This is a genomic window from Streptomyces sp. 150FB (assembly GCF_000818195.1).
GTDB lineage: Bacteria > Actinomycetota > Actinomycetes > Streptomycetales > Streptomycetaceae > Streptomyces.
Window position 1 is genome coordinate 3,254,219 of sequence record NZ_JTHL01000001.1, and the last position, 25,744, is coordinate 3,279,962.

General features: G+C 69.5%; 22 protein-coding genes, 1 tRNA gene and 2 pseudogenes. 16 read left to right on the top strand and 9 right to left on the bottom strand.

Translation table 11 applies throughout. From position 1 onward, the window contains the following. Positions 1-129: 129 nt before the first annotated feature. Positions 130-657 carry a hypothetical protein gene (locus QR77_RS13790; RefSeq protein WP_040022005.1) on the top strand — a complete coding sequence of 176 codons (528 nt, stop codon included), beginning with the start codon at positions 130-132 and terminating at the stop codon, positions 655-657. Continuing rightward, the gene (locus QR77_RS13795) at positions 644-1,027 is read left to right on the top strand and encodes a transcriptional regulator (protein WP_078876655.1); all 384 of its coding nucleotides are present in this window, start codon (positions 644-646) and stop codon (positions 1,025-1,027) included. The genes QR77_RS13790 and QR77_RS13795 overlap by 14 nt, the downstream gene beginning before the upstream one ends. Positions 1,028-1,121: 94 nt before the next feature. On the opposite strand, the gene QR77_RS13800 is transcribed toward QR77_RS13795, so the two are convergent. After that, complete coding sequence (locus QR77_RS13800) at positions 1,122-1,961, bottom strand: MurR/RpiR family transcriptional regulator (RefSeq protein WP_040022007.1); 840 nt, start codon at positions 1,959-1,961, stop codon at positions 1,122-1,124. A gap of 331 nt (positions 1,962-2,292) precedes the next feature. Here QR77_RS13800 and QR77_RS13805 point away from each other — a divergent pair, with 331 nt between their 5' ends. The 3 genes and pseudogenes from QR77_RS13805 (at position 2,293) to QR77_RS13815 (ending at position 4,927) form a co-directional block, all read left to right on the top strand. Continuing rightward, a complete protein-coding gene (locus tag QR77_RS13805) occupies positions 2,293-3,726 on the top strand; it encodes a cytosine permease (protein WP_040022009.1) in 1,434 nt (477 codons plus the stop codon). Between the two features lie 174 nt (positions 3,727-3,900). Further along, positions 3,901-4,353: pseudogene (locus QR77_RS13810) on the top strand (zinc-binding dehydrogenase); the annotation flags it as partial. Positions 4,354-4,504: 151 nt separating this feature from the next. Then, positions 4,505-4,927: a hypothetical protein gene (locus QR77_RS13815; protein WP_040022011.1), complete on the top strand. Its 423-nt coding sequence runs from the start codon at positions 4,505-4,507 to the stop codon at positions 4,925-4,927. Positions 4,928-4,975: 48 nt separating this feature from the next. Here the strand turns inward: QR77_RS13815 and QR77_RS13820 are convergent, their stop codons facing one another. Beyond that, entirely contained in the window at positions 4,976-5,602 is a 627-nt protein-coding gene (locus QR77_RS13820) for an SDR family NAD(P)-dependent oxidoreductase (RefSeq protein WP_236711106.1), read from the bottom strand. Here QR77_RS13820 and QR77_RS43505 point away from each other — a divergent pair. The 5 genes and pseudogenes from QR77_RS43505 to QR77_RS13840 all read left to right on the top strand — a co-directional run. Beyond that, positions 5,543-5,797, top strand: a pseudogene (locus tag QR77_RS43505) (transcriptional regulator); the annotation flags it as partial. The gene QR77_RS13820 and the pseudogene QR77_RS43505 sit on opposite strands and share 60 nt — an antisense overlap. 53 nt (positions 5,798-5,850) lie before the next feature. After that, positions 5,851-6,732, top strand: coding sequence for an IS5 family transposase (locus QR77_RS43510; protein WP_078876656.1), 882 nt, complete (start codon positions 5,851-5,853; stop codon positions 6,730-6,732). A 619-nt stretch (positions 6,733-7,351) separates the two neighbouring features. Further along, positions 7,352-7,852, top strand: coding sequence for a helix-turn-helix domain-containing protein (locus QR77_RS13830; RefSeq protein WP_040022015.1), 501 nt, complete (start codon positions 7,352-7,354; stop codon positions 7,850-7,852). A gap of 13 nt (positions 7,853-7,865) precedes the next feature. Beyond that, entirely contained in the window at positions 7,866-8,216 is a 351-nt protein-coding gene (locus QR77_RS13835) for a hypothetical protein (protein WP_040022017.1), read from the top strand. 14 nt (positions 8,217-8,230) lie between these two features. Next, on the top strand, positions 8,231-9,259 hold the full coding sequence (locus tag QR77_RS13840) for an alpha/beta fold hydrolase (RefSeq protein WP_040022018.1): 1,029 nt from the start codon (positions 8,231-8,233) through the stop codon (positions 9,257-9,259). A gap of 380 nt (positions 9,260-9,639) precedes the next feature. Here the strand turns inward: QR77_RS13840 and QR77_RS13845 are convergent, their stop codons facing one another. Beyond that, a complete protein-coding gene (locus tag QR77_RS13845; protein WP_040022019.1) occupies positions 9,640-11,055 on the bottom strand; it encodes a cystathionine beta-synthase in 1,416 nt (471 codons plus the stop codon). Positions 11,056-11,219: 164 nt separating this feature from the next. Here QR77_RS13845 and QR77_RS13850 point away from each other — a divergent pair, with 164 nt between their 5' ends. From QR77_RS13850 to QR77_RS13860, 3 genes are all read left to right on the top strand, one after another. After that, entirely contained in the window at positions 11,220-12,218 is a 999-nt protein-coding gene (locus QR77_RS13850; protein ID WP_040022020.1) for an SGNH/GDSL hydrolase family protein, read from the top strand. A 242-nt stretch (positions 12,219-12,460) separates the two neighbouring features. Further along, a complete protein-coding gene (locus QR77_RS13855) occupies positions 12,461-13,681 on the top strand; it encodes an acetyl-CoA C-acetyltransferase (protein ID WP_040022021.1) in 1,221 nt (406 codons plus the stop codon). A 371-nt stretch (positions 13,682-14,052) separates the two neighbouring features. Continuing rightward, on the top strand, positions 14,053-15,051 hold the full coding sequence (locus QR77_RS13860) for a hypothetical protein (protein WP_236711107.1): 999 nt from the start codon (positions 14,053-14,055) through the stop codon (positions 15,049-15,051). On the opposite strand, the gene QR77_RS13865 is transcribed toward QR77_RS13860, so the two are convergent. Beyond that, a complete protein-coding gene (locus QR77_RS13865) occupies positions 15,035-15,391 on the bottom strand; it encodes a hypothetical protein (RefSeq protein ID WP_040022023.1) in 357 nt (118 codons plus the stop codon). The two genes, QR77_RS13860 and QR77_RS13865, sit on opposite strands and share 17 nt — an antisense overlap. Positions 15,392-15,493: 102 nt before the next feature. Between QR77_RS13865 and QR77_RS13870 the strand changes: the two genes are divergently transcribed. Beyond that, entirely contained in the window at positions 15,494-15,724 is a 231-nt protein-coding gene (locus tag QR77_RS13870; RefSeq protein ID WP_040022024.1) for a DUF4287 domain-containing protein, read from the top strand. A gap of 134 nt (positions 15,725-15,858) precedes the next feature. On the opposite strand, the gene QR77_RS13875 is transcribed toward QR77_RS13870, so the two are convergent. The 3 genes from QR77_RS13875 to QR77_RS13885 form a co-directional block, all read right to left on the bottom strand. Then, positions 15,859-16,719 (bottom strand): Bax inhibitor-1/YccA family protein, encoded by an 861-nt coding sequence (locus tag QR77_RS13875; RefSeq protein WP_040022029.1) that lies wholly within the window; start codon positions 16,717-16,719, stop codon positions 15,859-15,861. Between the two features lie 110 nt (positions 16,720-16,829). Then, positions 16,830-17,795 carry an STM4015 family protein gene (locus QR77_RS13880; protein WP_040027880.1) on the bottom strand — a complete coding sequence of 322 codons (966 nt, stop codon included), beginning with the start codon at positions 17,793-17,795 and terminating at the stop codon, positions 16,830-16,832. A gap of 355 nt (positions 17,796-18,150) precedes the next feature. Then, positions 18,151-18,233: transfer RNA gene (locus tag QR77_RS13885), tRNA-Leu, on the bottom strand. Between the two features lie 499 nt (positions 18,234-18,732). Here QR77_RS13885 and QR77_RS13890 point away from each other — a divergent pair. After that, complete coding sequence (locus QR77_RS13890; protein ID WP_052489600.1) at positions 18,733-19,503, top strand: ABC transporter ATP-binding protein; 771 nt, start codon at positions 18,733-18,735, stop codon at positions 19,501-19,503. 62 nt (positions 19,504-19,565) lie between these two features. Then, positions 19,566-22,163, top strand: coding sequence for an ABC transporter permease (locus QR77_RS13895; protein WP_040022030.1), 2,598 nt, complete (start codon positions 19,566-19,568; stop codon positions 22,161-22,163). 87 nt (positions 22,164-22,250) lie between these two features. Here QR77_RS13895 and QR77_RS13900 read toward each other — a convergent pair whose 3' ends face one another. Further along, positions 22,251-23,546: a cyclopropane-fatty-acyl-phospholipid synthase family protein gene (locus tag QR77_RS13900; protein WP_040022031.1), complete on the bottom strand. Its 1,296-nt coding sequence runs from the start codon at positions 23,544-23,546 to the stop codon at positions 22,251-22,253. A 442-nt stretch (positions 23,547-23,988) separates the two neighbouring features. Beyond that, positions 23,989-25,392 carry an NAD(P)/FAD-dependent oxidoreductase gene (locus QR77_RS13905; protein WP_040022032.1) on the bottom strand — a complete coding sequence of 468 codons (1,404 nt, stop codon included), beginning with the start codon at positions 25,390-25,392 and terminating at the stop codon, positions 23,989-23,991. Positions 25,393-25,744: the final 352 nt, after the last annotated feature.

The following is a 25,744-nucleotide window of genomic DNA, read 5'->3' on the forward strand; positions in this document are numbered from 1 at the left end:
GGCGGACATCGGGCCACTTCCAGGCCCCCCTTGACCCGAGCACCTCAGGCAACTACTTTCCTTACAGGAAAGTAGTTCTACCGAGAAAAGCTCTTGCCTCGAAGGGGCAAAGGCTCAAGGAGGTCGACTGTGTCCACTCAACCCACTCGCCCGACGCCCGCCGAGGCGGCCCGCGCACTCGACAGCGTCGGCCGGCGCGAAGACCAGGCCCTCGACTCCGTACGCGACTCCCGCTGGGTCCACGTGGTCTTCGGGATCGTGATCTTCGCCTTCCTCGCGGCACCCGACTTCCTCGGCGCCGACGCCTCGACCTGGACATCCCTGGGATTCACGGTGCTGGTTGTCGGGTACGCCGTGATGCTGCGTACGCGGCGAGGGGCCGCGATGCTGGGCCGTCCCGCCAAGGTGCGCCCGGCGGCCGTACCCCGGAAGTTCGCCCGCTACGCGCGGCTGGTGATCCTCGCGGTCGCAGCGGTCGGCCTGGTCGGCCTCTTCGTGCCCCACCCGGACCTGGGCTTCTCGTACTGGGGCACCGCCACGGGCGCTGTGCTGGGCCTGCTGCTGATCTTCTTCGGCCGGCAGCTCCAGAACTCCCTTCTGCACCTCGCCAGGTACAGCCGTGACGACCGCACCGGCAGCCTCCATGGCACACGCTGACTTCGACCCCCTCCTGCTGGACCCCACGCGCCTGTCGGTGGTGTCACTGCTCGCGGCCACGGACTGGGCCGAGTTCGGTTGGGTGAGGGACTCGGTGAGCGTCTCGGACTCGGCCCTCTCCAAGCAGGTAGCGACCCTGGACAAGCAGGGGTACGTGGAGGTCAGGAAGGGGTACGTGGGCAAGCGGCCGCGTACCTGGCTGAACCTGAGCGAGTCGGGGCGCGAGGCGTTGGGCAATCACGTGGCCGCCCTGCAACGCATCGTCGACGACTCACGGCAGACCGGCGAGGCGCACCGCAGGGAGCAGGCCGAGAAGCAGGATCTGGATCCGGCTCGGGATCCGGCGGAGAAATCCCCCAACGGCGCGTGAGCGCGCGAGTGAACGGTTCTCGGCAGGGCCCCGCCCCAGGCGGGGCCCTCCGCCGCGCAAGCCCCGCACCCCGAAGGTCACCGCACCCGCGAGGTCACTCCACGAACAGCCCCCGCGCCACCGCCCCCGCGTCGAACTCCTCCAACCGGGCCTGCGCGTCCGGCAGGTCGTCGCACATGGCCTCCAGCAGCACCCGCCCCAGCAGCATCGGCGCGCACACCGTGTCGAAGGCGAGCCCCGTACCGACGGCGGCCGGGAGCAGCAGATCACTGTGGGCGGCGACGGGCGCGAAGGCGGAGTCGGCGACGGTCACCACGGTCAGCCCGCAGGACCGCGCGTACGCCAGCCCGTCCACGACCTCCCGGGGATGCCGGGGCAGCGCGAAGCAGAGCAGGGCACTCGCGCCGGCCCGCCGGGCGGCGTCGACGCGGTCGGCGAGCATGGTGCCGCCCTCGTCGAGCAGCCGTACGTCGGGGTGCACCTTGGCGGCGAAGTACGCGAAGCCGCGCGCCTGCGAGGAAGCGGCGCGCAGTCCGAGGACGGGCAGCGGGCGGGAGGCGGCGAGCAGCCGCCCGGCCCGTTCGACGGGGGCGGGGTCGGCGAGCAGTTCGGCGAGCTGCCGCAGGTTCTCGATCTCGCCGAGTACGGCCTGCTGGTACTCGTTGAGCGCGGACTCCTCCCCCGCCGCCGCGCCGCCGGGCGCGACCTCACGCAAGTGCTTGCGCAGCGCCGGGTAGCCGTCGAAGCCGAGGGCCACGGCGAAGCGGGTGACGGACGGCTGGCTCACCCCGGCGAGTTCGGCCAGCTCGACGCTGGACAGGAACGGCGCGTCGGCGGCGCGGCGCACCATGCTGTGCGCGATGCGCCGCTGGGTGGGGGTGAGCCGGTGCCCCTCGAAAAGCCGCTGGAGCCGGGCGGCAGGGCTGTCGCTCATGCGATCCCCCTCATCGATTCGGTGATGGTGCTGCGGTCGCTGGTCCGATCCATGATCCGTGCAGCGGAGGGGTCCCAGGACCGCCCGTCGGGCAGGGGGTCCACCATGCGGGACGACATACCACCCGTACCCCCGCCATCCAGACACTCCATGCCGCTCCTCGACCATCCGTAACGAGTGTTTTACGCCAGACCATTGACAATCTATTCAATTACCCAGAACTCTGCATGACTATATGCAAGAGCGCCAGGGACAGACCGGCAGGTTCCGTGCGCGAGTAGCGCGAGAAGACGTGACAGGCGCGAGAAGGCAGTGGAAGGAAGGCAGCAGCATGGCGGAGTCCCTGATCGAACGCCGGTCCATCGACGTCGTACCCGACAGCGAGCGGCACGGCACCGCCTTCAGCCAGTTCACGCTCTGGCTCGGCGCGAACCTCCAGATCACCGCCGTGGTGACGGGCGCGCTCGCGGTCGTCCTCGGCGGCGGCGCCTTCTGGTCGGTGGTGGCTCTGGCGCTCGGCAATCTGGTCGGCGGCGCCGTGATGGCGCTGCACTCCGCGCAGGGGCCGCGCCTCGGGCTGCCGCAGATGATCCAGTCCCGGGCCCAGTTCGGCGTCAGGGGCGCGGTCGTACCGCTGGTGCTGGTCGTCGTGATGTACGTCGGCTTCTTCGCCAGCGGCAGCGTGCTGGCCGGTCAGGCGGTCGGCGATCTCACCCATCTCGGTGACACGACGGGGATCGTGATCTTCGCGGTGGTCACCGCGGTCACGGCGGCGATCGGCTACCGGGTCATCCACACCCTCGGCCGGTTCGCGAGCGTCGTCTGCGCCCTGGCGTTCATCTATCTGGGTGTCCGGCTGCTGGACCGCATCGACCTCGGCACCGTCTTCCACGACCGCGCCTTCGACCTGCCGATGTTCCTGCTGGCCATGTCGCTCGCCGCGTCCTGGCAGCTCGCCTTCGGCCCGTACGTGGCGGACTACTCCCGCTATCTGCCCCGTACGACCAGCGCCCGCGCGACCTTCTGGTGGACGCTCGGCGGCACCGCGATCGGCTCGCAGTGGTCGATGGTGTTCGGCGTCCTGGTGGCGGCCACGGCGGGCGGCGCGTTTCTGGACAACCAGGTCGGGTACGTCGTCTCGCTCGGCGGGGTGGGGCTGATCGCGTCGTTCCTGTACTTCGTGATCGCCCTCGGCAAGCTCACGATCAATGTGCTCAACACGTACGGCGGCTTCATGTCGATGGTGACGAGCGTCAGCGGCTTCCGTGGCCAGAAGGTGCTGTCGCAGCGCGGCCGGGGGTTCTACATCGCGGGCATCATGGTGGCCGGCACGGTCGTGGCGCTGCTCGGCAAGGACAGCTTCCTCTCCTCGTTCGCGGACTTCCTGCTCTTCCTGCTGACCTTCTTCACCCCGTGGTCGGCGATCAACCTGGTCGACTACTACCTGGTGTCGCGCGAGCGCTACGACATCCCCGCGCTGTCGGACCCGAACGGCCGCTACGGCGCCTGGCGGTGGGACGCGCTCGTGGTGTACGTGGTCGGCGTACTCGCCCAACTGCCCTTCCTTTCCTCGGACTTCTACACGGGCCCGATGGTCGGGGTGCTGGGCGGCGCCGACATCTCCTGGATGATCGGCCTGGCGCTGCCGGCCCTGCTGTACTGGCTGCTGGGCCGCCGCGACACCAGCCACATCCCGGACACGACGATCCTCGCCGCCGCCCCGCGTCCGGAGCCGGACATGAGCGAGGCCACACAGCCGCGCTGAGCACCCCCGGGCGCAAGCGGCATCCGGACCGGCCGGTGTTCCGCCGCCCGGACGTGGTGCCGGGCGACCTCGGATGCGCACTCATCCGCCGGCGACGCCAGAAGTCGTCGCGCCGGCAGTCATCACCGCATGTCGGAGCAGTCGGAATCAGGGTTCCGCGCGATGGCGATCACGTTGTCGAGCCGGTCGGTCGAGATCGCGGTGGCTCAGGGCGCCACCGTGATCGGGACGGCCGGCGAGCGCAACCACGGGTCCCTCAGCTCTCTCGGAGCCACTCCCACCACCTACGGCACCGGCCTCGCTGAGCGTCTCGCCACCCTGGCTCCGGACGGTGTCGACATCGCGCTCGACACCGCGGCCTCCGCTTCCCTGGCCGACCTCGTCGCGATCGTGGGCGACCCCGCTCACGTGTCGACCATCGCCGACCACACCAACGCGCAGCGGCTGGGTGTGCGTCTGGTCAACGCGGAGAACGACTCCACGCTCCTCGCCGAAGCGGGCGAACTCGGCCGGCAGGGCCGCTACACACCGCGCGTCGAGCGGGCCTACCCCTTCGAACAGATCGCGGAAGCGCACGCGTACGCCGAGCAGGGACACACCCGGGGGAAGATCGTGGTCCGCATCTGAGCCCGTACCTTCGGATCACCGGTCCCGGAGTGACCGGAGTGATCCGACCGCCTCGAAGATCATTTCCTCAGGAGTCGTACACGTCACGAGTCGCAAAGAGGGGGGCTAGCACCAATGTCCGCGGCGCGGCCCCCTTCGTACCGTTACGCGCATGGAAGCCCGTGACCCTGAGCTCAAGAAAGACCTCGACGCCACACTGAAGGCCCGCAGCGAACTGGGCGCGGAGTACGAGTCCGCACTCATCGAATCGTTCCTGGAAAAGGTCGAACAGCGCCTGGACGTCACGGTTGACCGCCGCCTGCGCCGTCAGCTCGCCGAACAGCAGATGATCATCGCCCGCGGCGCCGACGGCCCGGCCGGGGCCGAGGGGTTCGGGGAGCGCTTCGGGTTCGGGATCATCTCCCTGATCCTCGCCATCCCGCTCTCGGCCATCGCCGCCACCCAGACCAACTTCGCCGGACTGCTCGTCTGCTGGGTGGGCGTCGTCGGCGTCAACGCCGTCCACGCGGCCAGATACTGGCCCTGGTCCGCCCGCCGCTCGGCCCGCGAGGCCGCGTCCGACTGGGAGAGCTGAACCCACTCCCGCCCGGGCCCACGCGGGCCCACTACCGCCCGGCCTCAATCAGGCCTGCCTGGTGGGCAGTACGACCACCTGGCGCAGGTTGATGTGGCGCGCGCGGCTCGTCGTGTACGCGATGAGGTCGGCGATCTCCTCCGAGGCCGGGGCGCCCGTGGCCGCGACCATGCCGTCCAGTTGTGCCGTCAGGTCGGAGTTGTCGACGTGTTGGGCCAACTCGCTCTCGGTGAGGCCCGGTTCGATGTTCGTCACCCGTACGTCGCGGGCACCCAGCTCGCTGCGCAGTGACTCCGAGAGGAACGTGAGCGCCGCCTTGGTCGCGCCGTACACCGCGTAGTTCGGGAAGATCCGGTGCGCGCCGATCGAGGAGATGTTGACCAGGTCGGCCCTCCCGCCCCCGTCGGCGGCGGCCAGCAGGTCGGGAACGAAGGCGCGGATGACGCGCAGCGCCCCGGTCACATTGGTGTCGATCATGCGCGCCCACTCGTCGGTACGACCGTCCTCGATGGGGTTCGGCAGCATCACGCCCGCCGACTTGACCACCAGGTCGACCGGCCCGTACGCCTCGCGCACCCGCGCCGCCACGGCGGCCACCGACCGCTCGTCCGTAACGCGCTCGTCGGCGAACTGTCGCCGAAGGACGAGGATTTCGGGCGGCTGTGGGCCGATCACGAGGTCAAGGAGAAGTCGTACGGCGTCAAGCGCATAGCCCATCCGGTGGTCGGCGCGCTGGTCCTGCCGTACGAGACGCTCACGCTGCCCGGAGACCCGGACCAGCACCTTGTGGTCTACACCCCGGAGCCGGGATCGGCGACGGCCGAGCGGATCGCCGTGCTGGGGAGCTGGTCGGCGGCCCCGGCCGGCTAGGGCCTGTCCGGCGGATCACGTGGCTGTCGGACTGCCAGCTCGTTATACACAGCATGGGGCGGGGTGATCTGACGCATGCCGAGTGGGTCCGGCTGGAGCCGTACTTGCCGGCGTCTGGACAGCGTGGCGGACGGTGGAACGACCACCGCAAGGTGATCAACGGCATCTTGTTCCGGGTCCGGACGGGCATACCGTGGCGGGATCTTCCGAAGCGTTTCGGCAGATGGAAGACCGTCTATGAACGGCATCGACGCTGGTCAGCGGACGCCACGTGGGACCGGATCCTGCGGGCCGTCCAAGCCGACGCTGACCTTGCGGGGCGGATCGACTGGAGTATGGTCAGCGTCGACTCGACATCCTGCCGGGCCCATCAGCACGCGGCCGGCGCCCGGAAGAAAAAGCCGAGTGTTCCGAAAAAAAGGACAACGCCCCGTCACCATCGACCCGACGAAGGACTCGGACGATCCCGTGGCGGCCTGACGTGCAAGATCCACCTTGCCGGTGAGGGCGGATGCCGACCCATGGCCTTCCTGATCACGCCCGGCCAATGGGGCGACGCGCCGCAGATGATCGGCGTCATCGAACGCATCCGCGTTCCCCGCCCGGAGGGCGGTCACCCCCGGACTCGACCCGACCACCTGGGCGGCGATAAGGCATACAGCTCACGTCGTAACCGCCGCTACCTGCGAAGACGGAAGATCAAGCACACCATCCCCGAGCCGAAGGACCAGCGAGCCAACCGTAAACGACGCGGCAGCAAGGGTGGTCGGCCCACCAGTTTCGACAGCGCGAAATACAAGCGCCGCAACGAAGTCGAGCGTACGATCAACCGGCTCAAGAACTTCCGGGCCGTCGCTACCCGCTACGACAAGAGGGTCTACATCTTCCACGGCACCGTCGCGGCCGCGGCGATTCGGCTCTGGCTCAGGCCCTGACCATCAAGGTCATGGAACAGCGCAGGCGCCGCCTCACCGCGTGCGGTTCAGAGTCCGGCGAAAACAAGGCTCCCCGCCCCGACGAGAGCGAAAACGCCCCCCATCACTCTGCACGTCATGACACTCCCAGGCCATGATCGGTAGGCGTAGGACATCGCCTGGAACCGGTCGGCTGCCCCTCGGACATTGGCAGCCAGGAGCCCCCCACCCACGAGAGCGACACCTCCCCACATCAGCTCGAACGCGTGACTGTTCACAACAAAAGGATAGTTGCCTCTGTCGTCGGCGGGAGCTCTCTCAGTGATCCGCCGGACAGGACCTAGTGCTCTGACCGGATGGGTTCGCCGGGTTGGAGGGCTGGTCGGTTGGATGGTGACATCCGTTCCGACCGCTGGAGGGTGCGGTGGCCGACCTGTCGGTGTGCTCAGACCGACCAGGGGTGGCACCCGCCCAACCATGCCTCAATCGAACGAGGAAGAGTTCCCGCAGGCGGCTTGAGGCGGCGCAGCAGCCTTGAGGCTGTCCCGCAACTACTGGAAGACCGTGCCTCGAAGAGGGTGGGAGATTGAGGAACGATCGTTCTTGACTGGTCGTTCCTTAACTGTCTACTCTAGTGGCCATGGGCAGGCCAAGAGCATTTGACGAGGACGAAGCAGTGCGTGCCGCTGTGGATCTGTTCGGCGGACGCGCGTATGACGGTGTGTCCGTTGACGATCTCGTCAGCCACCTCGGCGTGCACCGCAACAGCCTGTACAAGACGTTCGGCAGCAAGCGCGGCCTCTACCTGATCGCTCTGCGCCGCCACCTCACCGACGACGTCCGCCCTTTGCTCGACGCCCTCGCCGGCGCATCGGATGCCGCGGCCGCGCTGCGGCTCGTCACGTCGGCCGACCTCCGCCTGCTGCTGCTCGCGGCGATCGAACGCGCACCGGCCGACGAGGAGGTCGCCTGCGAGGTGAAGGCCGCGTTGGCCGCCGTCGACCAGGCGATCGCCGACGCCCTCGGCGTTCCCGCCGACCTGGCCGCCGCCCTCACCGCCGCCGCGCTGGGCATCCTCCTGCGTGGCAACCCCGACAACGCCACCACCGCGCTGAGCCGACACCTCGACCCACTCCCCTGAGACGGAGACCGACATGGCACTGATACGTATCGACGGCGAGGACCTCGTCGTCGTGATCGAGGGTCTCGACAAGCTCTGGTCCTTCAAGGGCAGCCTGACCATCCCGCTGGCCAACGTCCGTGGCGCGACCGCCGACCCCGGTATCGCCGCCGACCCCAAGGGAATCCGCGCGCCGGGCTCCCACGTACCCCGTGTGATCACCGCCGGCACCTTCCATCAGGATGGCGAAAAGGTCTTCTGGGACGTCAGAGATCCATCGAAGGCTGTCGTGGTGGAACTCGCCGACGAGACGTACTCACGCCTCGTCCTCCAGGTCGACGACCCGCGCGCCACTGTCGCCCTGGTCGAAAACGCCCTTGCCTGAAAGGAGGTAGCCCAATGTTTCGCCACTTGGCAGCGGCTCTGATGGCACTGGCCGTCGTCACCGCCACCCCGGCCGCGGCGACGCCCGGTCTCGTCCCTGCCGCCGACCGCGAGATCGTCTTCACGGCCGACGGTACGACCGTGTACGGCACCCTGCACGTTCCCGAGCATCGTGCCGGGCAACGGCTTCGGGCGGCACTGCTGCTGCCCGGCAGCGGACCCACCGACCGCGACGGGAACCAACCGCCCGCGTCCACACCGGGCACCCTGGCACAGGTGGCCGACGCGCTCGACGGGGACAAAATCGCCACGCTGCGGTTCGACAAGTACGGCACCGGCCGCACCGGACTCGGCGCCTACCAGGACCACCCGGAAGGACTCGACTACCCAGCATTCGTCCGCCAGGCACGGGCCGCCTACGAATCGTTGCGCGATCAGCCGGAGACCGACCCGCGCGGGCTGCTGCTCGTCGGGCACAGCGAGGGCGCGATGACGGCACTGCTGCTGGGTGGCACCGTCCGCCCGCGCCCGGCCGGCGTGGCGCTTCTGCAACCGCAGGCGATCCGCATGCTGGACCTGGTCACGCTCCAACTCAAGGCCCAGATCGCCGAAGCGACACGGCAGGGCCAGTTGACACCGGAGCAGCAACGCGCGGTCAACACGGCCGTCGACGCTGCCGTCACCTCCCTGCGCGAACACCGACCGGTCGACACCACCGACCTGCCCCCCGCGGTCGCCCAGCTCTTCGAGGCGTTCCAAGGCCCCAACGGCCGGTTCGTGCTGAGCGACGACGCCGTCTACCCACCGGACACCGCCGCCGCACTCCGGCCGGGAACCAAGGTGCTGCTGACATGCGGCACGAACGACGCGCAGGTCCCCTGCGTCACAACGAACGCCCTGACGACCGCCCTGCGTCACGCGCATGCCGGTGGACCGGGCCGAGTGACGCTGCCGGGAGTGGACCATCTGCTGCACGACGCCGACCACCCGGACACGCTCGCGCCGCCCGTACTCGACGCCCTGCGCCGGTTCGCTCGACACTGACGCCGGCCGAGGACGTCCCCCTGGAAGGCTTGGACGGGCGAAGCCTTTCAGGGCCCTGTCCGGCGGAACACAGAAAAGTCGCGGGGACCGCCGCACCCCCGTTTCCGGGGGGCGGGACGACGGCGGTCCCCGCGAGAGACACGTTCCGGGTCAGGGCCGGCTTGCGTGTCCTGGGCGTCAATGGAGGTCCGGGAGCCGCTCCGTTGTCCGTGACGCCGACAACAACCAATGTGCCTGACGCGTGTTAAGCGTGTGCTGCGTCGACGTGTCGCCCTCGTACCACTTTCACGAATCGGCGAAACCACGACCGGCGGCCCCCGGCGGCCCTCAGCGACCATGCCACCGTCATGCCACCACCCCGCACACCACCACGCGCCGGCTCACGCCGTCGTACGAACCTGCTTCACGCCCGTCGACAGGAACGCCAGCAGATCCTGCCTGCTCACCACACCCGTCGGCTTGCCCTCGATCAGTACGATCGCCGCGTCCGCCCCGCCAGGACCACTCAGCGCCGTCATCAGATCCGCCACCGGCTCCCCCGAACCGACCTGCGGCAGCGGGGCCGACATGTGCTTCTCCAGCGAGTCGGTGAGCGAGGCGCGCCCGCTGAAGAGCGCGTCCAGCAGTTCGCGCTCCACGACCGATCCGGTGACCTCGGCCGCCATCACGTCCGGGTGTCCCGCGCCCGGCTTCACGATCGGCATCTGGGACACGCCGTACTCGCGCAGGACGTCGATGGCCTCGCCGACGGTCTCCTCCGGGTGCATATGGACAAGGTGCGGCATGGTGCCGCCCTCCTTGTGCTTCAGCACGTCGATGACCGCCGCCGCGTCGCCGCCGTGGTCCAGGAAGCCGTAGTCGTTCATCCACTCGTCGTTGAAGATCTTGCTGAGGTAGCCGCGTCCGCTGTCCGGCAGCAGCACCACGACCACGTCGTCGGGGCCGAGCCCCTCGGCGACCTTCAGCGCCGCCATCACCGCCATCCCGCAGGAGCCGCCGACGAGCAGCCCCTCCTCCTTGGCGAGCCGGCGCGTCATCCGGAACGAGTCCTTGTCGGACACGGCGACGATGTCGTCCGTGACCGTGGCGTCGTACGCCGTCGGCCAGAAGTCCTCGCCGACGCCCTCGACCAGGTACGGCCGACCCGAACCGCCCGAGTAGACCGACCCCTCGGGGTCGGCGCCCACCACCCGTACCCGCCCGTCGCTGACGTCCTTCAGATAGCGGCCGGTGCCCGAGATGGTGCCGCCGGTGCCGATGCCCGCCACGAAGTGGGTGATCTTCCCGTCCGTCTGCTCCCACAACTCGGGACCGGTCGTCTCGTAGTGCGAGCGCGGGTTGTTCGGGTTGCTGTACTGGTCCGGCTTCCAGGCGCCCGGCGTCTCACGCACCAGCCGGTCGGACACGTTGTAGTACGAGTCCGGGTGGTCGGGGTCGACGGCGGTCGGGCAGACCACGACCTCGGCGCCGTAGGCGCGCAGCACATTGATCTTGTCGGTCGAGACCTTGTCGGGGCAGACGAAGAGGCACTTGTAGCCCTTCTGCTGCGCCACGATCGCGAGGCCGACCCCGGTGTTCCCGCTCGTCGGTTCGACGATCGTGCCGCCGGGGCGCAGTTCACCGCTCTCCTCGGCCGCCTCGATCATGCGCAGCGCGATCCGGTCCTTCACCGAACCGCCGGGGTTGAAATATTCGACCTTGGCCAGGACTGTCGCCTGGATGCCCGCGGTCACATTGTTCAGCTTCAGCAGCGGGGTGTTGCCGACGAGGCTGATCATCGAGTCGTGGAATTGCACCGTATGTCTCCGGGGTCTCCGTGATGGTCCGGTCAGCGTATGCGTAACCGGGCAAGATTGGGTGACAGTCCTTTCGGGGCAGTTAGCTCGTGTACGCGGGGACGCACTGCGCGGCGCGGACGTACGGCTAGGAGGAGGTGGCTCGGACTGTGTCGAGAGCGAGGGTGGCACGCCGGATCGCGGCGGGTGCCGCGTACGGCGGGGGGAGCATCGGCCTGATCGGGGCTGCGGGCGTCGGCATTCTGCTGGCCGAGGTCCAGCTCGCGAAGCGGTCGGTGGGCAACGGCGACGCGCCGGTGCCACCCAACGGGGACGGATGGTACGGCCTGGCCTTCGGCCGTACGGAACCACTGCGCATGGGCATGCTCGGCGATTCACTCGCCGCAGGACAGGGAGTACGCCGTACGGGCCAGACCCCGGGCGCGCTGCTCGCCTCGGGACTCGCCGCGGTCGCCGAGCGCCCCGTCGACCTGCGGAACGTGGCGCTGCCCGGCGCCACCTCCGACGACCTGGACCGGCAGGTGACGCTCCTGCTGGCGGAGTCCGGCCGTACGCCCGACGTCTGCGCGATCATGATCGGTGCCAACGATGTCACCCACCGGATGCCGGCCACCGAATCCGTGCGCTGCCTCTCGTCCGCCGTGCGCAGGCTACGGACGGCGGGCGCCGAGGTGATCGTGGCGACCTGTCCCGACCTGGGCACGATCGAGCCCGTGTACCAGCCGCTGCGCTGGCTGGCCCGGCGTACGAGCCGGCAGCTCGCCGCCGCGCAGACGATCGTCACGGTGGAGCAGGGCGGCCGTACGATCTCGCTCGGCGACCTGCTGGGGCCCGAGTTCGAGGCGCATCCGAGGGAACTGTTCGGGCCCGACAACTACCACCCCTCGGTCGAGGGGTACGCGACGGCGGCGATGGCGGTCCTGCCGACGCTCTGCGCGGCGCTCGGCCTGTGGCCGGAGACGGACCACCTGGACGTGTCGCGCGACGAGGACATGCTGCCGGTCGCGAAGGCCGCTTCGGCCGCCGCTTCCGAGCCGGGTACGGAGGTCTCCGCCGCGCGGGCGCCCTGGGCGCTCCTCAAGCACCGCAGGCGCAGGCACCCCGTGCCGGGCGAGACGGGCGAGTCGGGGGAGGCCACCCCGTCGGAGGCGCACCAGATCTGACGGCGGACGGCGGACGGCAGGCGCGGGGGTACGGGGGCGATACGACGGGGGCACTACGCGGGACGGGGTCCGCCGTACCCCGCACCCGCGATGAGCAAGCGCTTAGAATAGAGGCCCGCATCACACGTCGGGCCCGGTGACCCAGGCGCTACGTGCGGGTAACTTCCCAGGGAGTCCTGTCCCCACCACACCCGTTCCGCACCCGTTCCGCACCCGCCTCACCTCAGCCTCTTGGAGCCGTGATGCCCGAAGCCGTGATCGTCTCAGCCGCCCGCTCCCCCATCGGCCGGGCCTTCAAGGGCTCCCTCAAGGAGCTGCGCCCCGACGACCTGACTGCCACGATCATTCAGGCCGCGCTCGACAAGATCCCCGCCCTCGACCCCGCCGACATCGAGGACCTGATGCTCGGCTGCGGCCTGCCCGGCGGAGAGCAGGGCCACAACCTCGGCCGGATCGTCGCCGTGCAGATGGGGATGGACCACCTCCCCGGCTGCACCATCACCCGTTACTGTTCCTCGTCGCTCCAGACCTCCCGGATGGCACTGCATGCCATCAAGGCGGGCGAGGGTGACGTCTTCATCTCGGCCGGTGTCGAGATGGTGTCCCGCCAGACCAAGGGGTCGAGCGACGGCATGCCCGACACCCACAACCCGGTCTTCGCCGACGCGGAGGCGCGTACCGCCGCCGTCGCGACGAGCGAGGGCGCGGGCTGGCACGACCCGCGCGAGGACGGGCTGCTGCCCGACGCGTACATCGCGATGGGGCAGACCGCCGAGAACCTGGCCCGGCTCAAGGGCGTCACGCGCCGGGACATGGACGAGTTCGGCGTACGTTCCCAGAACCTCGCCGAGGAAGCCATCAAGAACGGCTTCTGGGAGCGCGAGATCACTCCCGTGACGACCCCGGACGGCACGGTGGTCGCCAAGGACGACGGACCGCGTGCGGGGGTCACCATGGAGGGTGTGGAGGGCCTCAAGCCCGTCTTCCGCCCCGACGGTCTGGTGACGGCGGGCAACTGCTGCCCGTTGAACGACGGCGCCGCCGCGCTCGTGATCATGTCCGACACCAAGGCGCGGGAGCTGGGCCTGACCCCGCTGGCGCGGATCGTCTCCACCGGCGTGACCGCCCTCTCGCCGGAGATCATGGGCTACGGCCCCGTCGAGGCGTCACGGCAGGCGCTCTCGCGCGCCGGTCTGACGATCGACGACATCGACCTCGTCGAGATCAACGAGGCGTTCGCCGCGCAGGTCATCCCGTCCTACCGGGACCTGAACATCCCGCTGGAGAAGCTGAACGTCAACGGCGGCGCGATCGCGGTCGGCCACCCCTTCGGCATGACCGGCGCGCGGATCACCGGCACGCTGATCAACAGCCTCCAGTTCCACGACAAGCAGTTCGGCCTCGAAACGATGTGCGTCGGCGGCGGCCAGGGCATGGCGATGGTGATCGAACGCCTGAGCTGAGCCGCGCGGCGGCCTGCGGACCCGAGCCGCACCTCACCGCACCGCACCGCACGCGACTCGACCAAATCAGCCCGCACCAGGCCCGGTTGGGGCGGACCGGCACAGACCGGCCGACCCGAAGGGTGGACGGTAACCGCCCGTAGCCGAAGTTAACCCTTCCGATCTCCAGTCGTGACTGAATCTCCCCCAGGATGTGACCTCAACCAGGGGGAGATTCGTTTGCCCAGGTCAAGCCGTTGCGACGAAAAACCTAAGGTCGAAAGACCTGTCCAATTCATGACGTAATGCACTGACGGCAGGCGCGCGCCCGCGACAAGCTGAGGTAGGAAGTCGGGGGATCGAAATGCAATCGGGAGTAGTCAGTGAGCGCCATGTCTCTTGCCCTGCTGCTGACCACGGCCGCCGCCACGGCCGTGGGCGCCGCTGCCCTGCACGCCGCTCACGGGCTGCGTACGCAGGTCAGCGCACTGCGCAGCGAACTGGCCGCGGCGAACCCGAGCGGCGTCACCGCCGCCGTACCGGGCGCCAGAAACGCCTCGCAGACCGAGGAAATACGCATCGCCGTCTCCGAGGCACTCGCCGAGGAGCGCGAGCGGGAGCTGGCCGAGGCGCGCGCCTTCTGGGCCGCCCAGGAAGCCCGTGACGCGGCGGACACCCCGTCGCTGCTGGGCGGCCTCGGCGCACCCGGTGTCGACGAGGGCCCGTTCTACGTGCCGCGCCAGGCGGACTTCGCCGGCTTCGAGGCGCTGGCCTTCAACGGGCACGACGGGACCGACGGCTACGACGGGATCGACGGCTACGACGACTTCGCCACGCTTCCCGACCTCTCCGAGGTCAGTGAGGTGAGCGAGATCAGGAGCGAGGCCTCAGATGCCTCCGAGATCTCCGAGACCGGCGAGGTCAGTGAGGTCAACGAGTTCGCCGAGGACTCGCCCGAACTGGCCGCCGCCCGCCGCCGCCACCCCTCGCACCCGGACTTCGTGCCGGTCCGGACGCCGGTCGTCACCGACCACGAGCGTACGGTCGCGCGCCTCGAAGAGCTGGCCGAGACCCGTACGACACTCTCCGACGTGCGTCCCGGCCCGCTGGGCACGCTCGACGTGTACGTCTTCGCCGACGGCACGACGCTCTGCATGACCCCCGGCCACCGCGAGACCGCCGAGCGGCTCGCCGAGGCCCTGCGCGAGGGCGGCGCGCCGTACCTGCTGGGCGGATCCGGTGTCTCGGGCGCGTACACGCTGACCTTCGCGTGCGGCGGCGACGCCGCGACCGGCACCGGAGCCGACGCCGACGACAGCGCGGCCGACCCGGGCTCAGGCAGCGGCGAGCACGTCTACATCCTCGCCGACCGCGTCATAGCCTCGATGTAGTCGCGACCCGCTCGACCGATCTGACGGCCTCGTCCAGTTCCACCACGGACGGGGCCGTTCGCAGTGCCTCGGCCAGATCGACGGCCGCGACGGTGAGCTGGTCGGCGACGGCGAAGACCCCCGCGTCCGGCATGATCCGCGGCTCGCCGTCCGAAGCGCTCGCGCCGCCCCCACCACTCGCGGTGTCGGCCGCCTCCAGCCGCTGGGCCCGTACGGAAAGTTCCCTGGCCAGCGCCAGCGCCTGCGCCGCCACGCCCCGCTGGAGCTTGCTCTGCGGGGCGCCCCGCAGCCGGTCGGCGAGTCGGTCCACGGCGGCCGTCAGAGGCGTTGTATCGAGCACGCCGCGACCCTACGCGCCTGTCCGTGACTGTTGCCAACGGGCCGACGCTGATGCACGGTGGCGGGAAGGACCAGTACGCGCGACATATGTCCGGAGGCGCCGATGTCCCTTGTCTTCTCCGAGGAGACCCATCGCAATCTGCTCTCCCGAATCCCGAAACGCACCGGTCGTGAGATCTCCGACTGGCTCCGCGCCGTCGATGACGGCCCCGGCCTCCTCCGCTTCGAGGACAAGGTCAGTTGGCTGAGGAGCGAGTACGACCTCGCGTACGGCCACGCGAAAGCCATCGTCCACGAGTACGACCTGAGGCGCGCCGCGCGCCGGCTCGGCTGAGCGCCGGCAGCAGGCCACCCTCCGCCACCCGCACGACGCGGCCCGGCACGCCGAAGGGGTCCGTGGGCTGACCGCCCACGGACCCCTTCGCGTTCGCGCACCGCCCCGCCGGGTCACCCCGGCCGGGGGTCAGGTCAGTTGTTGCCCTGGAGGAGCGAGAGCAGACGCAGCACCTCGGTGTAGATCCAGACCAGGGTCACCGTGAGCCCGAAGGCGGCGAGCCAGGACTGCTCGCGCGGAGCGCCGTACGCCACGCCGTCCTCGACCTGCTTGAAGTCGAGCGCCAGGAAGCACGCGCCGAGCACGATCCCGATGACACCGAAGAGGATGCCGAGCCCGCCGCTGCGGAAGCCGAGGCCGTCGCCGCCGCCGAAGACCGCGAAGAGCAGGTTGACCGCCATCAGCAGGACGAAGCCCATCGCCGCTGCCATCACGAAGCCGTAGAAGCGACGGGTCACGCGGATCCAGCGCATCTTGTACGCGATCAGCACACCGGCGAACACCGCCATCGTGCCGAGCACCGCCTGCACCACCACACCGGGCGAGATGTAGGTGCTGACGGTGTTGCTGAGCGTGCCGAGGAAAACGCCCTCGAAGGCCGCGTACGCCAGGATCAGCGCGGGTACGGGCTTGCGCTTGAAGGACTGGATCATCGCGAAGACGAACGCCACCAGCGCGGCGCCGACGGCGATGCCGTACGACTTGCCCAGGTTGGCCTGGTCGACCGGCAGCAGCACCCACGACAGGACAGCGGTCACCACGACCGTGCCGAGCGTGAGAGCCGTGCGTGAGACGACGTCGTCGATCGTCATCGCTCCGCCGCGCGCCGGCGCCTGCGGAGCGCCCTGCTGCGGCGCGTACGGGTTCGTCGCGTACGGGTTGGCCCCTGCGGTACCAACGGCGGGGCCCCCGGCCTGTGGCGCCGCGTTGAAGCCCGCGTAACCGTTGTCGCGGCTGAAGCCCCGTCGCGAGAAGACCGGGTTGCTGCTCCTCATCTCACTCCTCCATGGCCACCCTGCGCGGCCTTGGGTAAAGAGTAATGCGGGCGCAAAGGGAAGACCCTAGTGCTCGGGGAGGATCTTTCCAGGATCGTGACGCACCGGGACTATTCCGAGACCGCGACATAGAAGTGCTCCGCGCCGCCCGAGTCCGTCCATGATTCGCCCCGCGCCGACTCGATCCGCACCCCGTTGGGCTCCAGTGCGCTCCGGAGCTGTTCCTCGACCGGGGCGGTCAGGTAGTTGTGGCGCAGGTCGAGCAGGGCCAGATGGGTCAGCGACTCGCCGTCGCGGAGGGATTCCGCGCCGGCGTCGGTCAGCAACCCCATGGAGAGCGACAGCGATTCGAGCCGCGCGACAACGGGCGCGGCGGCGACCGCGGCGGCTATCGCGTCCTGTGACGCGCTGTTCTGGAGGCCCAGATGGCGGAGCCGGGGGAAGCGGTCCCCGGACAGCAGAGGAGCGAGATCCTCGATGGTGGAGTCACCGCCGTACTCGTCGATACCGAGCCAGAGCTCCAGGTGCTCCAGGGCGGGCAGTTCGCTCGCCCCCACCGCCTGGACCACGCCGCGCGGCAGTCCGCCCGACTCGAAACGCAGCACCCGCAGATGGTCGTGGCGCACCGGACTCAACCGCAGACCGGCGTCTTCGTAGTGGCCACCGCCCCGGACGCCCAGTTCCTCCAGCAACGGGAAGGCCTTCAACACGGGGGTGATGTCACTCATTTCGAGCCAGGACAACTCACATTCCTCGCTGATCACGTCGGCGATGAACAGCGCGCGCAGGCCCGGGAAACGATCCGCGTCCGCGACGATCAGCCGCAGCGTCGCTTCTATGTCCTCGTATTCGTCTTCCCACCAGGGCCCGATGATCAGCGCACGAACCTCCGCCGTGTCGACGGCCTCGACGAACTCGCCCCACACCATGGGGAAGGGTCGGTCTTCCTGCCACCCGGCATCCAGCCGCCACGCGACCGAGCCGGACCGGGGCAGCTCGAGATCCGCCAGCGGTTCGTCCCCGACGGTATGCACGGGCAGCCCGTACAGCTCCTCGAGGTGGCGGACGTCGAGCAGCAGGTCCGCCGCCCCCGCGCGGTCCTCCTCCGGCGCACCGACCGGTCCCGGTGCGTCAACGTTCTCGAACTCCACGCGCTTCTCCCCTTGTGCCGCGCCCCGGACGGTTCCGGAGACATGATCCGGAGCAGGGCACCACCGTGCCGCCTTCTCGGCGGGACCACTGGTCCGAAGGCGGGAAGCCTATCCAGGCCCACCGACAACGCCCCCTGGGGCAGGAACCGGTGACGGTCCCGGATTGACGGGGTCGGTGACCCAGCGGCGACGGGGCCGCGCACCCACGACGTATCCACGCAGACAGAAAGCGAAAGCGAGAAACGGTCGTTTCCGCTGTCGACATGTGTGCAGCAATATGTGCCCGGAGCCGGACTTGAACCGGCACGCCCGCTAAGGGCAGCGAGGTTTAAGCTCGCCGTGTCTGCATTCCACCATCCGGGCGTGGCGCGCGGCTCCGCGTTGGCACACGAGCCTATCGGGACGCGCCTCCCCAACAGCGGCGGTGTAACCCGATGTTGTCTTATTTTATTGGCGTCTGAGGGGTCGTCAGCACTCGGGGGACGCCATCGGCACATGCCGGAGGCGGGCCGTGGCGCTGTACCGAGTGGTACAGGAATGACGAAAAGTCGCCGTCCGATCACGCATCCGGACCTTCACTCCCTCTTCCAGCCCTCTTTCCCGCCCCCCGGGGTGGCTCGCGGGGTGGCCCGCGGGGTGGCGCGGCGGCGGCTCCGGCGGCGGTCATCCCCTCGGCGGCGCCCGTCATACCGGAGGAGGAGAGCGGGGCCCTCCGGTCAGCCCCAAGAGGGCCCCGCGAACGGGCAGCGGGAGTGACGACTCAGGTGGCCCCCGGGATGAACGATGAGGCCGTCCCCCCGTACCTCTCCCGTACGCCGCGTGAGCCGCGTACGTCCGACAGGAGCACCCACCCGTGACCACCATCACCCCGATCGTCCGCCGCACCCCCACGACCGGGGTGGCGGCCCGCGCCCACGAACTGTCGAAGGTCTACGGACAGGGCGAGACCCAGGTGGTCGCCCTCGACCGCGTCTCCGTGGACTTCCGGCGGGGGGAGTTCACCGCGATCATGGGCCCTTCGGGGTCCGGCAAGTCGACCCTGATGCACTGCGTGGCGGGCCTGGACAGCTTCAGCAGCGGCTCCGTACAGCTCGGCGACACCGAGCTGGGCTCGCTGAAGGACAAGCAGCTCACGCAGTTGCGCCGCGACAAGATCGGCTTCATCTTCCAGGCCTTCAACCTGCTCCCGACGCTGTCGGCCCTGGAGAACATCACGCTGCCCATGGACATAGCGGGCCGTAAGCCCGACAAGGAGTGGCTGGAGCAGGTCATCTCCCTCATCGGCCTCTCCGACCGGCTCAGCCACCGGCCGACGCAGCTCTCGGGCGGGCAGCAGCAGCGGGTGGCCGTGGCCCGCGCCCTCGCCTCCCGTCCCGAGATCATCTTCGGTGACGAGCCGACCGGGAACCTGGACTCGCGCGCCGGGGCCGAGGTGCTCGGCTTCCTGCGCAACTCCGTACGCGAGCTGGGGCAGACCGTCGTGATGGTGACGCACGACGCGACGGCCGCCGCGTACGCGGACCGGGTGATCTTCCTCGCCGACGGCCGGATCGTCGACGAGATGGTCGGCCCGACCGCCGACGGGGTGTTCGACCGGATGAAGGCCTTCGACGCCAGGGGCCGCACGAGCTGACGGCAGCCGCCGCGCCGCGCACCCCCTGCCGCCACCCCACCCACCACCCCAGGACTCCCACCATGTTCCGTACCGCCCTGCGCACGGTGCTCGCGCACAAGGCCAGGCTGCTGATGACCGTGCTCGCCGTCATGCTCGGCGTCGCCTTCGTCTCCGGCACCCTGGTCTTCACCGACACCCTGGGCAACGCCTTCCACAACCAGTCGGAGAAGAGCTACAAGGACGTCGCCGTCGCCGTGTCGTCCTACGACGAGACCCTGAACCCCGCGAACACCGTGAACTCCGGTACGGGTACGGGCGACGGAAAGGACGCCGCCGGCGCCAAGAAGCCGTCACCCGGCATCGACAAGCCGACCTTCGACCGGATCGCCGCAGTCCAAGGCGTCGCCTCGGTCACCGGACGCGTCGACGGCTTCGCCGGTGTCGCCGACCGTAAGGGCAAGCTGATCGGCGAGGGCTGGTCCACCAGGGGCGGCAACTTCGCGCCGGGCAAGGACGGCAAGGACCTCTCGTACGCGTTCACCGCTGGCTCCGGGCCCGCGAGGGCCGGACAGATCGCGCTCGACAAGGACTCGGCGGCCAAGGGCGCGTACAAGGTCGGTGACCGGGTGCGCGTGGCGACCAACGGCCCGGTGAAGACGTACACCCTGACCGGGATCTTCAGCACCGAAGAGGGGTCGGTCAACTCCGGCGGCAGCCTGGTCCTCTTCGACACGCCGACCGCGCAGAAGCTCTTCCTCCAGCCCGGCTACTTCCAGGACGTCACGGTAGTGGCGGCGCCCGGCTCAGCGCGCTCCGACGCCGCGATCCTCACCGACGTCAAGAAGGTGCTGCCGGAGAACGCGGACGCGCGGACCGGCAGGCAACTCGCCGACAAGCAGGCCAAGGACATCGAGGCCGGTCTCTCGGGTCTCAACGAGATGCTGCTCGCCTTCGCGGGAATCGCCCTGTTCGTCGGGGTCTTCCTGATCTCCAACACGTTCACCATGCTGGTCGCCCAGCGCACCAGGGAACTGGCGCTGCTGCGCGCCGTCGGCGCCTCCCGGCGCCAGATCAAGCGCTCGGTGCTGACCGAGGCCGCCGTGGTCGGGGTCATCGCCTCGCTCATCGGCTTCGTCCTCGGTGTCGGACTCGCGACGGGGCTGCGTTCGGCGATCGGCTCGTTCGGCGCCAAGATGCCCGCGGGACCGCTGATCGTCTCGCCGACCGCGGTGGGTGCCGCCTTCGGTGTCGGCGTGCTGATCACCGTCATCGCCGCCTGGCTGCCCGCGCGCCGCGCCGCGAAGATCCCGCCGATCGCCGCGATGAGCAGCGTGCACGGTCTGGCCACCGTCAAGTCCCTCGTCGTACGGAACTCGATCGGCGCCGTCCTGACGCTCGCGGGCGCCGCCCTCATCGTCGGGGGCGCCTCGGCCGGCGGCGACAACGGCCGGGTGATGATCGCGGCCGGCGCCTTCCTGGCGCTGGTCGGCATCATCGTGCTGATCCCGCTGCTGTCGCGCCCGGCCATCGCGCTCGTACGTCCGCTGCTGGAGCGGGTCTTCGGGGTGGCGGGCAAGCTGGCGGGACAGAACGCGGTGCGCAATCCGCGGCGTACCGGAGCCACCGCTTCCGCGCTGGCCATCGGTCTCACCCTCGTCACCGGTCTCACGGTGCTCGGCGTCACCATCGGCCAGGCCGTCGACAAGTCGACCACCGACAACATCAAGGCCGACTACATGGTCACGATGGCGAGCGGCGACGGTCTCGACACCTCGGCGCTGGAGGCGCTGGAGAAGGCGCCCGGCATGACCGCGGTCTCCCCGCAGCAGGACGCGAGCATCCGGGTCAAGGGGGAGTTCCACTCCGCCTCCGGGGTCACCCCCGGCGATGTGGCGAAGGTGCTCAGCTTCAGGACGGTCACGGGATCGCTGGACTCGCTCGGCAAGGGGCAGCTCGCCGTCGCCGAGAAGACCGCCGCTTCCAACAAGTGGAAGGTCGGCGACGTCATCGAAGTGACCTACGACGACGGGAAGCAGGGCCGGCTGAAGGTCGGCGCCACCTACCAGGACAACGAGTTCCTGTCGCCCCTGGTGGTCTCCACGGACGTGATCGCCCCGCACGAGGCGAAGGCGTACATCCCCCAGGTGTTCGTGAAGGCGGACGGCGGCCCGAGCCAGGTCAGGGAACAGGCCCTGGTGGACGCGCTGGGCGACAACCCGGCGGTCAGCGTCAGCGATCAGCAGGACATCAGGAACACCTACGGCGGCACCATCAACACCGCGCTGAACATCATGTACGGCCTGCTGGCGATGGCCCTGCTCATCGCGGTCCTCGGGGTCGTCAACACGCTCGCGATGTCCGTCTTCGAGCGGCAGCAGGAGATCGGCATGCTGCGGGCGATCGGCCTCGACCGCGGGAAGGTCAAGCGGATGATCCGGCTCGAAGCGGTGGTCATCTCGCTCTTCGGAGCGGTGGTCGGGGTGGCGCTCGGCACGTTCCTGGCCTGGGCGATCGGCCAGACGCTGAGGACGCAGATCCCGCAGTACGTACTGGTCATCCCGTGGGACCGGATCGCGGTCTTCCTGGTGCTGGCGGGGCTGGTGGGGGTGCTGGCCGCGATGTGGCCGGCGCGGAGCGCGGCGCGGCTGAACATGCTGACCGCGATCAAGACGGAGTGACCGAGTGACAGCGTGAGGGGACAGCAGGACGCGGCGTGGGCCCCGTAACCGATGCGGTTACGGGGCCCACGCCGCGTTCAGTTCACCTCAGCGCCAGTCGCGGGCGCGCAGCGGGACCCCCGACCCGCCGCCCTCCGGGGTCTTCACGGCCAGGATCTGGTTGACGCCGATCCGGTTGCGTTCGAAGGAGAGCGCGGACGCCGCCATGTAGAGCCGCCACACGCGGGCGCGCCCGGGCGAGGTCGCCCGTACCGCCTCGGTCCAGTGGGCCTCCAGGTTCGCCACCCAGCGGCGCAGGGTCAGCGCGTAGTGCTCCCTGATCGACTCGACGTCCCTGGCCTCGAAGCCCGCCTCCTCCAGCGTGGCGACGGTCCGGCCGAGCGGGGCCAGTTCGCCGTCCGGGAAGACGTACGCGTCGATGAAGTCGTCGATCTTGTACGCGTCCTCGTCCTTCTCGGGGCGCCGGGCGATCTGGTGGTTCAGCAGCCGGCCGCCGGGCTTGAGCAGGGCGTACAGATCGTCCGCGTACTCCCGGTACCGGACGGAGCCGACGTGCTCGGCCATGCCGATGGACGAGATCGCGTCGTACGGTCCGTCCCTGACGTCGCGGTAGTCCTGGACCCGGATCTCGATCCGGTCGGTGAGGCCTTCCTCGGCGATCCGCTTACGGGCGTACGCGGCCTGCTCGCGCGAGAGCGTGACACCGGTGACGCTCACCCCGTACTCGCGGGCGGCGTGCATGGCCATCGAGCCCCAGCCGCATCCGACGTCGAGGAGCCGGTCGCCCTCCTTGAGGGCGAGCTTGCGGCAGACGAGGTCGAGCTTGTCGCGCTGGGCGTCCTCCAGACTGAAGCCGGAGGCGTCGTCCCAGTAGGCGCACGAGTAGACCATGGAGGGGCCGAGCACCATCTCGTAGAAGTCGTTGCCGACGTCGTAGTGGTGGCTGATGGCCTGCTTGTCGCGGCGCCTGGTGTGCAGCGCGCCGGTCCGGCGCCTGATCTCCTCGGCGGGCGGAGCCGGGGGCGGCCAGGGTCCCGCGATCTGGGCGATCCCGCGCGCGACGGCGCGCATACGGGGGTCGAGTACGGGGTGCACCGCCTCCTTGCCCGGGTCGCCGCGCTCCCAGATGAGGGCGGCGAGGCGGTCGAGCACGGCGTAGAGGTCGCCCTCGACGTCGATCTCACCGGCCACCCAGGCGCGCGCGAGGCCGAGTTCGCCGGGCTTCCACAGGAGGCGGCGCAGGGCACGACGGTTGCGGATGATCAGGGTCGGCGCGTCCGGAGGACCCGATTCGCTACCGTCCCAGGCGCGAAGTCGCACCGGGAGCGGGGCCCCCAGCAGCTCTTCGGCAAGAGTGGTCAGCCGCAGCGCGGCGTCGGCCATGGCGCACACCTCCGTCAATGGTGAATCCCAGAATGCTCAGCACCACGTAAACACCCGGCGGGTCGTGATGCAGTCCCGACGGCGCGCAACGGTACGGCAAAATACCTGCATCCACCACGCATTTTGGCTTCCAGGTGGCCCATCTCTCCCCTGCGGAAGCTTCAGCTCCGGGGGTCGGCGACGGTGGCCCGCGAGCAGTGCCACGGGCCGCCAAAGGCGCACAACGCACCGTGACCTGTTGAGCCGTCAGGGCGACGGCGTTCGGTGCGGATACGCGGGTACGTAGTGGGCCTACGCAGACGAGAGGGCCGCCCGCACCACGGATGGCGGGCGGCCCTCTCGGGACGTACGGGTCGTGCGCGGCCGAGCGGCCCGGGATGAGGCGATCAGGCCGTCGGCCGGTCGGCCGGTCAAGCAGTCGTGCGGTCAAGCCGTCGTGCGGTCAGGAAGCCTTGGCCTTCTCGGGCTCGTGCCGCGGCTCCGCCTGGGCGACCACGGCGGCGGCCGGACGGGGCGGCCTGGCGGCCTCGTAGAACTCCTCGCGCGGCGTCTCCATGGCACCGAGCGAGACGACCTCACGCTTGAGGAACATCGCGAGGGTCCAGTCGGCGAAGACGCGGATCTTGCGGTTGAAGGTCGGCATCGCCATGCCGTGGTAGCCGCGGTGGGCGTACCAGGCGAGACGGCCCTTGAGCCTGATCTTCATCTTGCCCATGACGATCATCGCGACGCCCTTGTGCAGGCCCAGACCGGCGACCGCACCCTTGTTCGCGTGGCTGTATTCCTTCTGCGGGAAGCCCCGCATGCCGGACATCACGTTGTCGCCGAGGACCTTGGCCTGGCGCAGCGCGTGCTGGGCGTTCGGCGGGCACCAGGCGTTCTCGACGCCGGCCTTGCGGGCGGCCATGTCCGGGACCTGGGCGTTGTCGCCGGCGGCCCAGATGTAGTCGGTGCCCTGCACCTGGAGCTTCTCGCTGGTGTCCACGTGACCGCGCGGGCCGAGCGGCAGACCGTAGCGGGCGAGCGCCGGGTTCGGCTTGACGCCGGCGGTCCAGACGATCGTGTTGGAGTCGACCTCAAGGCCGTTGTTGAGCTTCACGTGACCGTCGACGCAGGAGTCCATGCCGGTCTTCAGGTAGACCTCGACACCGCGGCCCTCAAGGTGCTCCTTGCCCCAGGCGCCCAGCTTCGGGCCGACCTCGGGGAGGATCTTGTCGGCGACGTCGACGAGGACGAAGCGCATGTCCTCGCGCTTGACGTTCGTGTAGTACTTGGCGGCGTCCCGCGCCAGGTCCTCGACCTCACCGATGGTCTCGGCGCCCGCGAAGCCACCACCGACGAAGACGAAGGTCAACGCCTTGCGGCGGACGTCCTCGTCGGTCGTCGAGTCGGCCTTGTCGAGCTGCTCAAGGACGTGGTTGCGCAGGCCGATGGCCTCCTCGATGCCCTTCATACCGATGCCCTGCTCGGCGAGGCCGGGGATCGGGAAGGTACGGGAGACCGCGCCGAGCGCGACGACGAGGTAGTCGAAAGGCAGCTCGTAGGCCTCGCCGACGAGCGGCGCGACCGTGGCGACCTTGCGGTCCTGGTCGATGGTCGTGACCCGGCCGGTGAGAACCTCGGCCCTGGGCAGTACGCGTCGCAGCGGGACGACGACATGCCGAGGCGAGATGCTGCCGGCAGCAGCTTCGGGGAGGAAGGGTTGGTACGTCATGTACGAGCGAGGGTCGACAACCGTGACGGTCGCCTCCCCGTAGCGCATCTTCTTCAGAATGCGACGAGCTGCGTACAGGCCTACGTACCCACCGCCTACAACGAGGATCCTGGGACGCTCCGTGGTGCTCATGAGATCGAGTATCCACCCCTTGGGGAGGGGGTCCTAGTGAGCCCCTTCACAAGAACTTGGGCACGTGGTGTTATACTGCCCGGCGCTCTTCGGGCCGAGGGTGGTCGATCAAGGAGACCAGTCGCCGGAAGAACCCCCCTCCCACCCCCTGTGAGCTGGCACTCAACCTCAGCACCCCGGGTGGACCACTTACGGGGTTCACACCCCCGTAACGCCCCCGGAACTGCCCGGGTGAGCACCCCCGGAGACCGTCTGAGCCCTCTGAGGAGACGGTCTTACAACGACCGGACCCAAGCGGGCCATTTTCCTTGTGAAGAAGTTCACGAAGTTTCCCGCGAGGGGTGCGCGGGAG

Coding starts and splice junctions, on each gene's coding strand:
- QR77_RS13815 (WP_040022011.1), top strand. CDS start 4,505: ATGGAAGCCCGTGACCCTGAGCTCAAGAAAGACCTCGACGCCACACTG.
- QR77_RS13900 (WP_040022031.1), bottom strand. CDS start 23,546: ATGGCCGACGCCGCGCTGCGGCTGACCACTCTTGCCGAAGAGCTGCTG.
- QR77_RS13895 (WP_040022030.1), top strand. CDS start 19,566: ATGTTCCGTACCGCCCTGCGCACGGTGCTCGCGCACAAGGCCAGGCTG.
- QR77_RS13805 (WP_040022009.1), top strand. CDS start 2,293: ATGGCGGAGTCCCTGATCGAACGCCGGTCCATCGACGTCGTACCCGAC.
- QR77_RS13830 (WP_040022015.1), top strand. CDS start 7,352: ATGGGCAGGCCAAGAGCATTTGACGAGGACGAAGCAGTGCGTGCCGCT.
- QR77_RS13860 (WP_236711107.1), top strand. CDS start 14,053: ATGTCTCTTGCCCTGCTGCTGACCACGGCCGCCGCCACGGCCGTGGGC.
- QR77_RS13855 (WP_040022021.1), top strand. CDS start 12,461: ATGCCCGAAGCCGTGATCGTCTCAGCCGCCCGCTCCCCCATCGGCCGG.
- QR77_RS13875 (WP_040022029.1), bottom strand. CDS start 16,719: ATGAGGAGCAGCAACCCGGTCTTCTCGCGACGGGGCTTCAGCCGCGAC.
- QR77_RS43510 (WP_078876656.1), top strand. CDS start 5,851: ATGGGGCGGGGTGATCTGACGCATGCCGAGTGGGTCCGGCTGGAGCCG.
- QR77_RS13905 (WP_040022032.1), bottom strand. CDS start 25,392: ATGAGCACCACGGAGCGTCCCAGGATCCTCGTTGTAGGCGGTGGGTAC.
- QR77_RS13870 (WP_040022024.1), top strand. CDS start 15,494: ATGTCCCTTGTCTTCTCCGAGGAGACCCATCGCAATCTGCTCTCCCGA.
- QR77_RS13840 (WP_040022018.1), top strand. CDS start 8,231: ATGTTTCGCCACTTGGCAGCGGCTCTGATGGCACTGGCCGTCGTCACC.
- QR77_RS13795 (WP_078876655.1), top strand. CDS start 644: ATGGCACACGCTGACTTCGACCCCCTCCTGCTGGACCCCACGCGCCTG.
- QR77_RS13800 (WP_040022007.1), bottom strand. CDS start 1,961: ATGAGCGACAGCCCTGCCGCCCGGCTCCAGCGGCTTTTCGAGGGGCAC.
- QR77_RS13835 (WP_040022017.1), top strand. CDS start 7,866: ATGGCACTGATACGTATCGACGGCGAGGACCTCGTCGTCGTGATCGAG.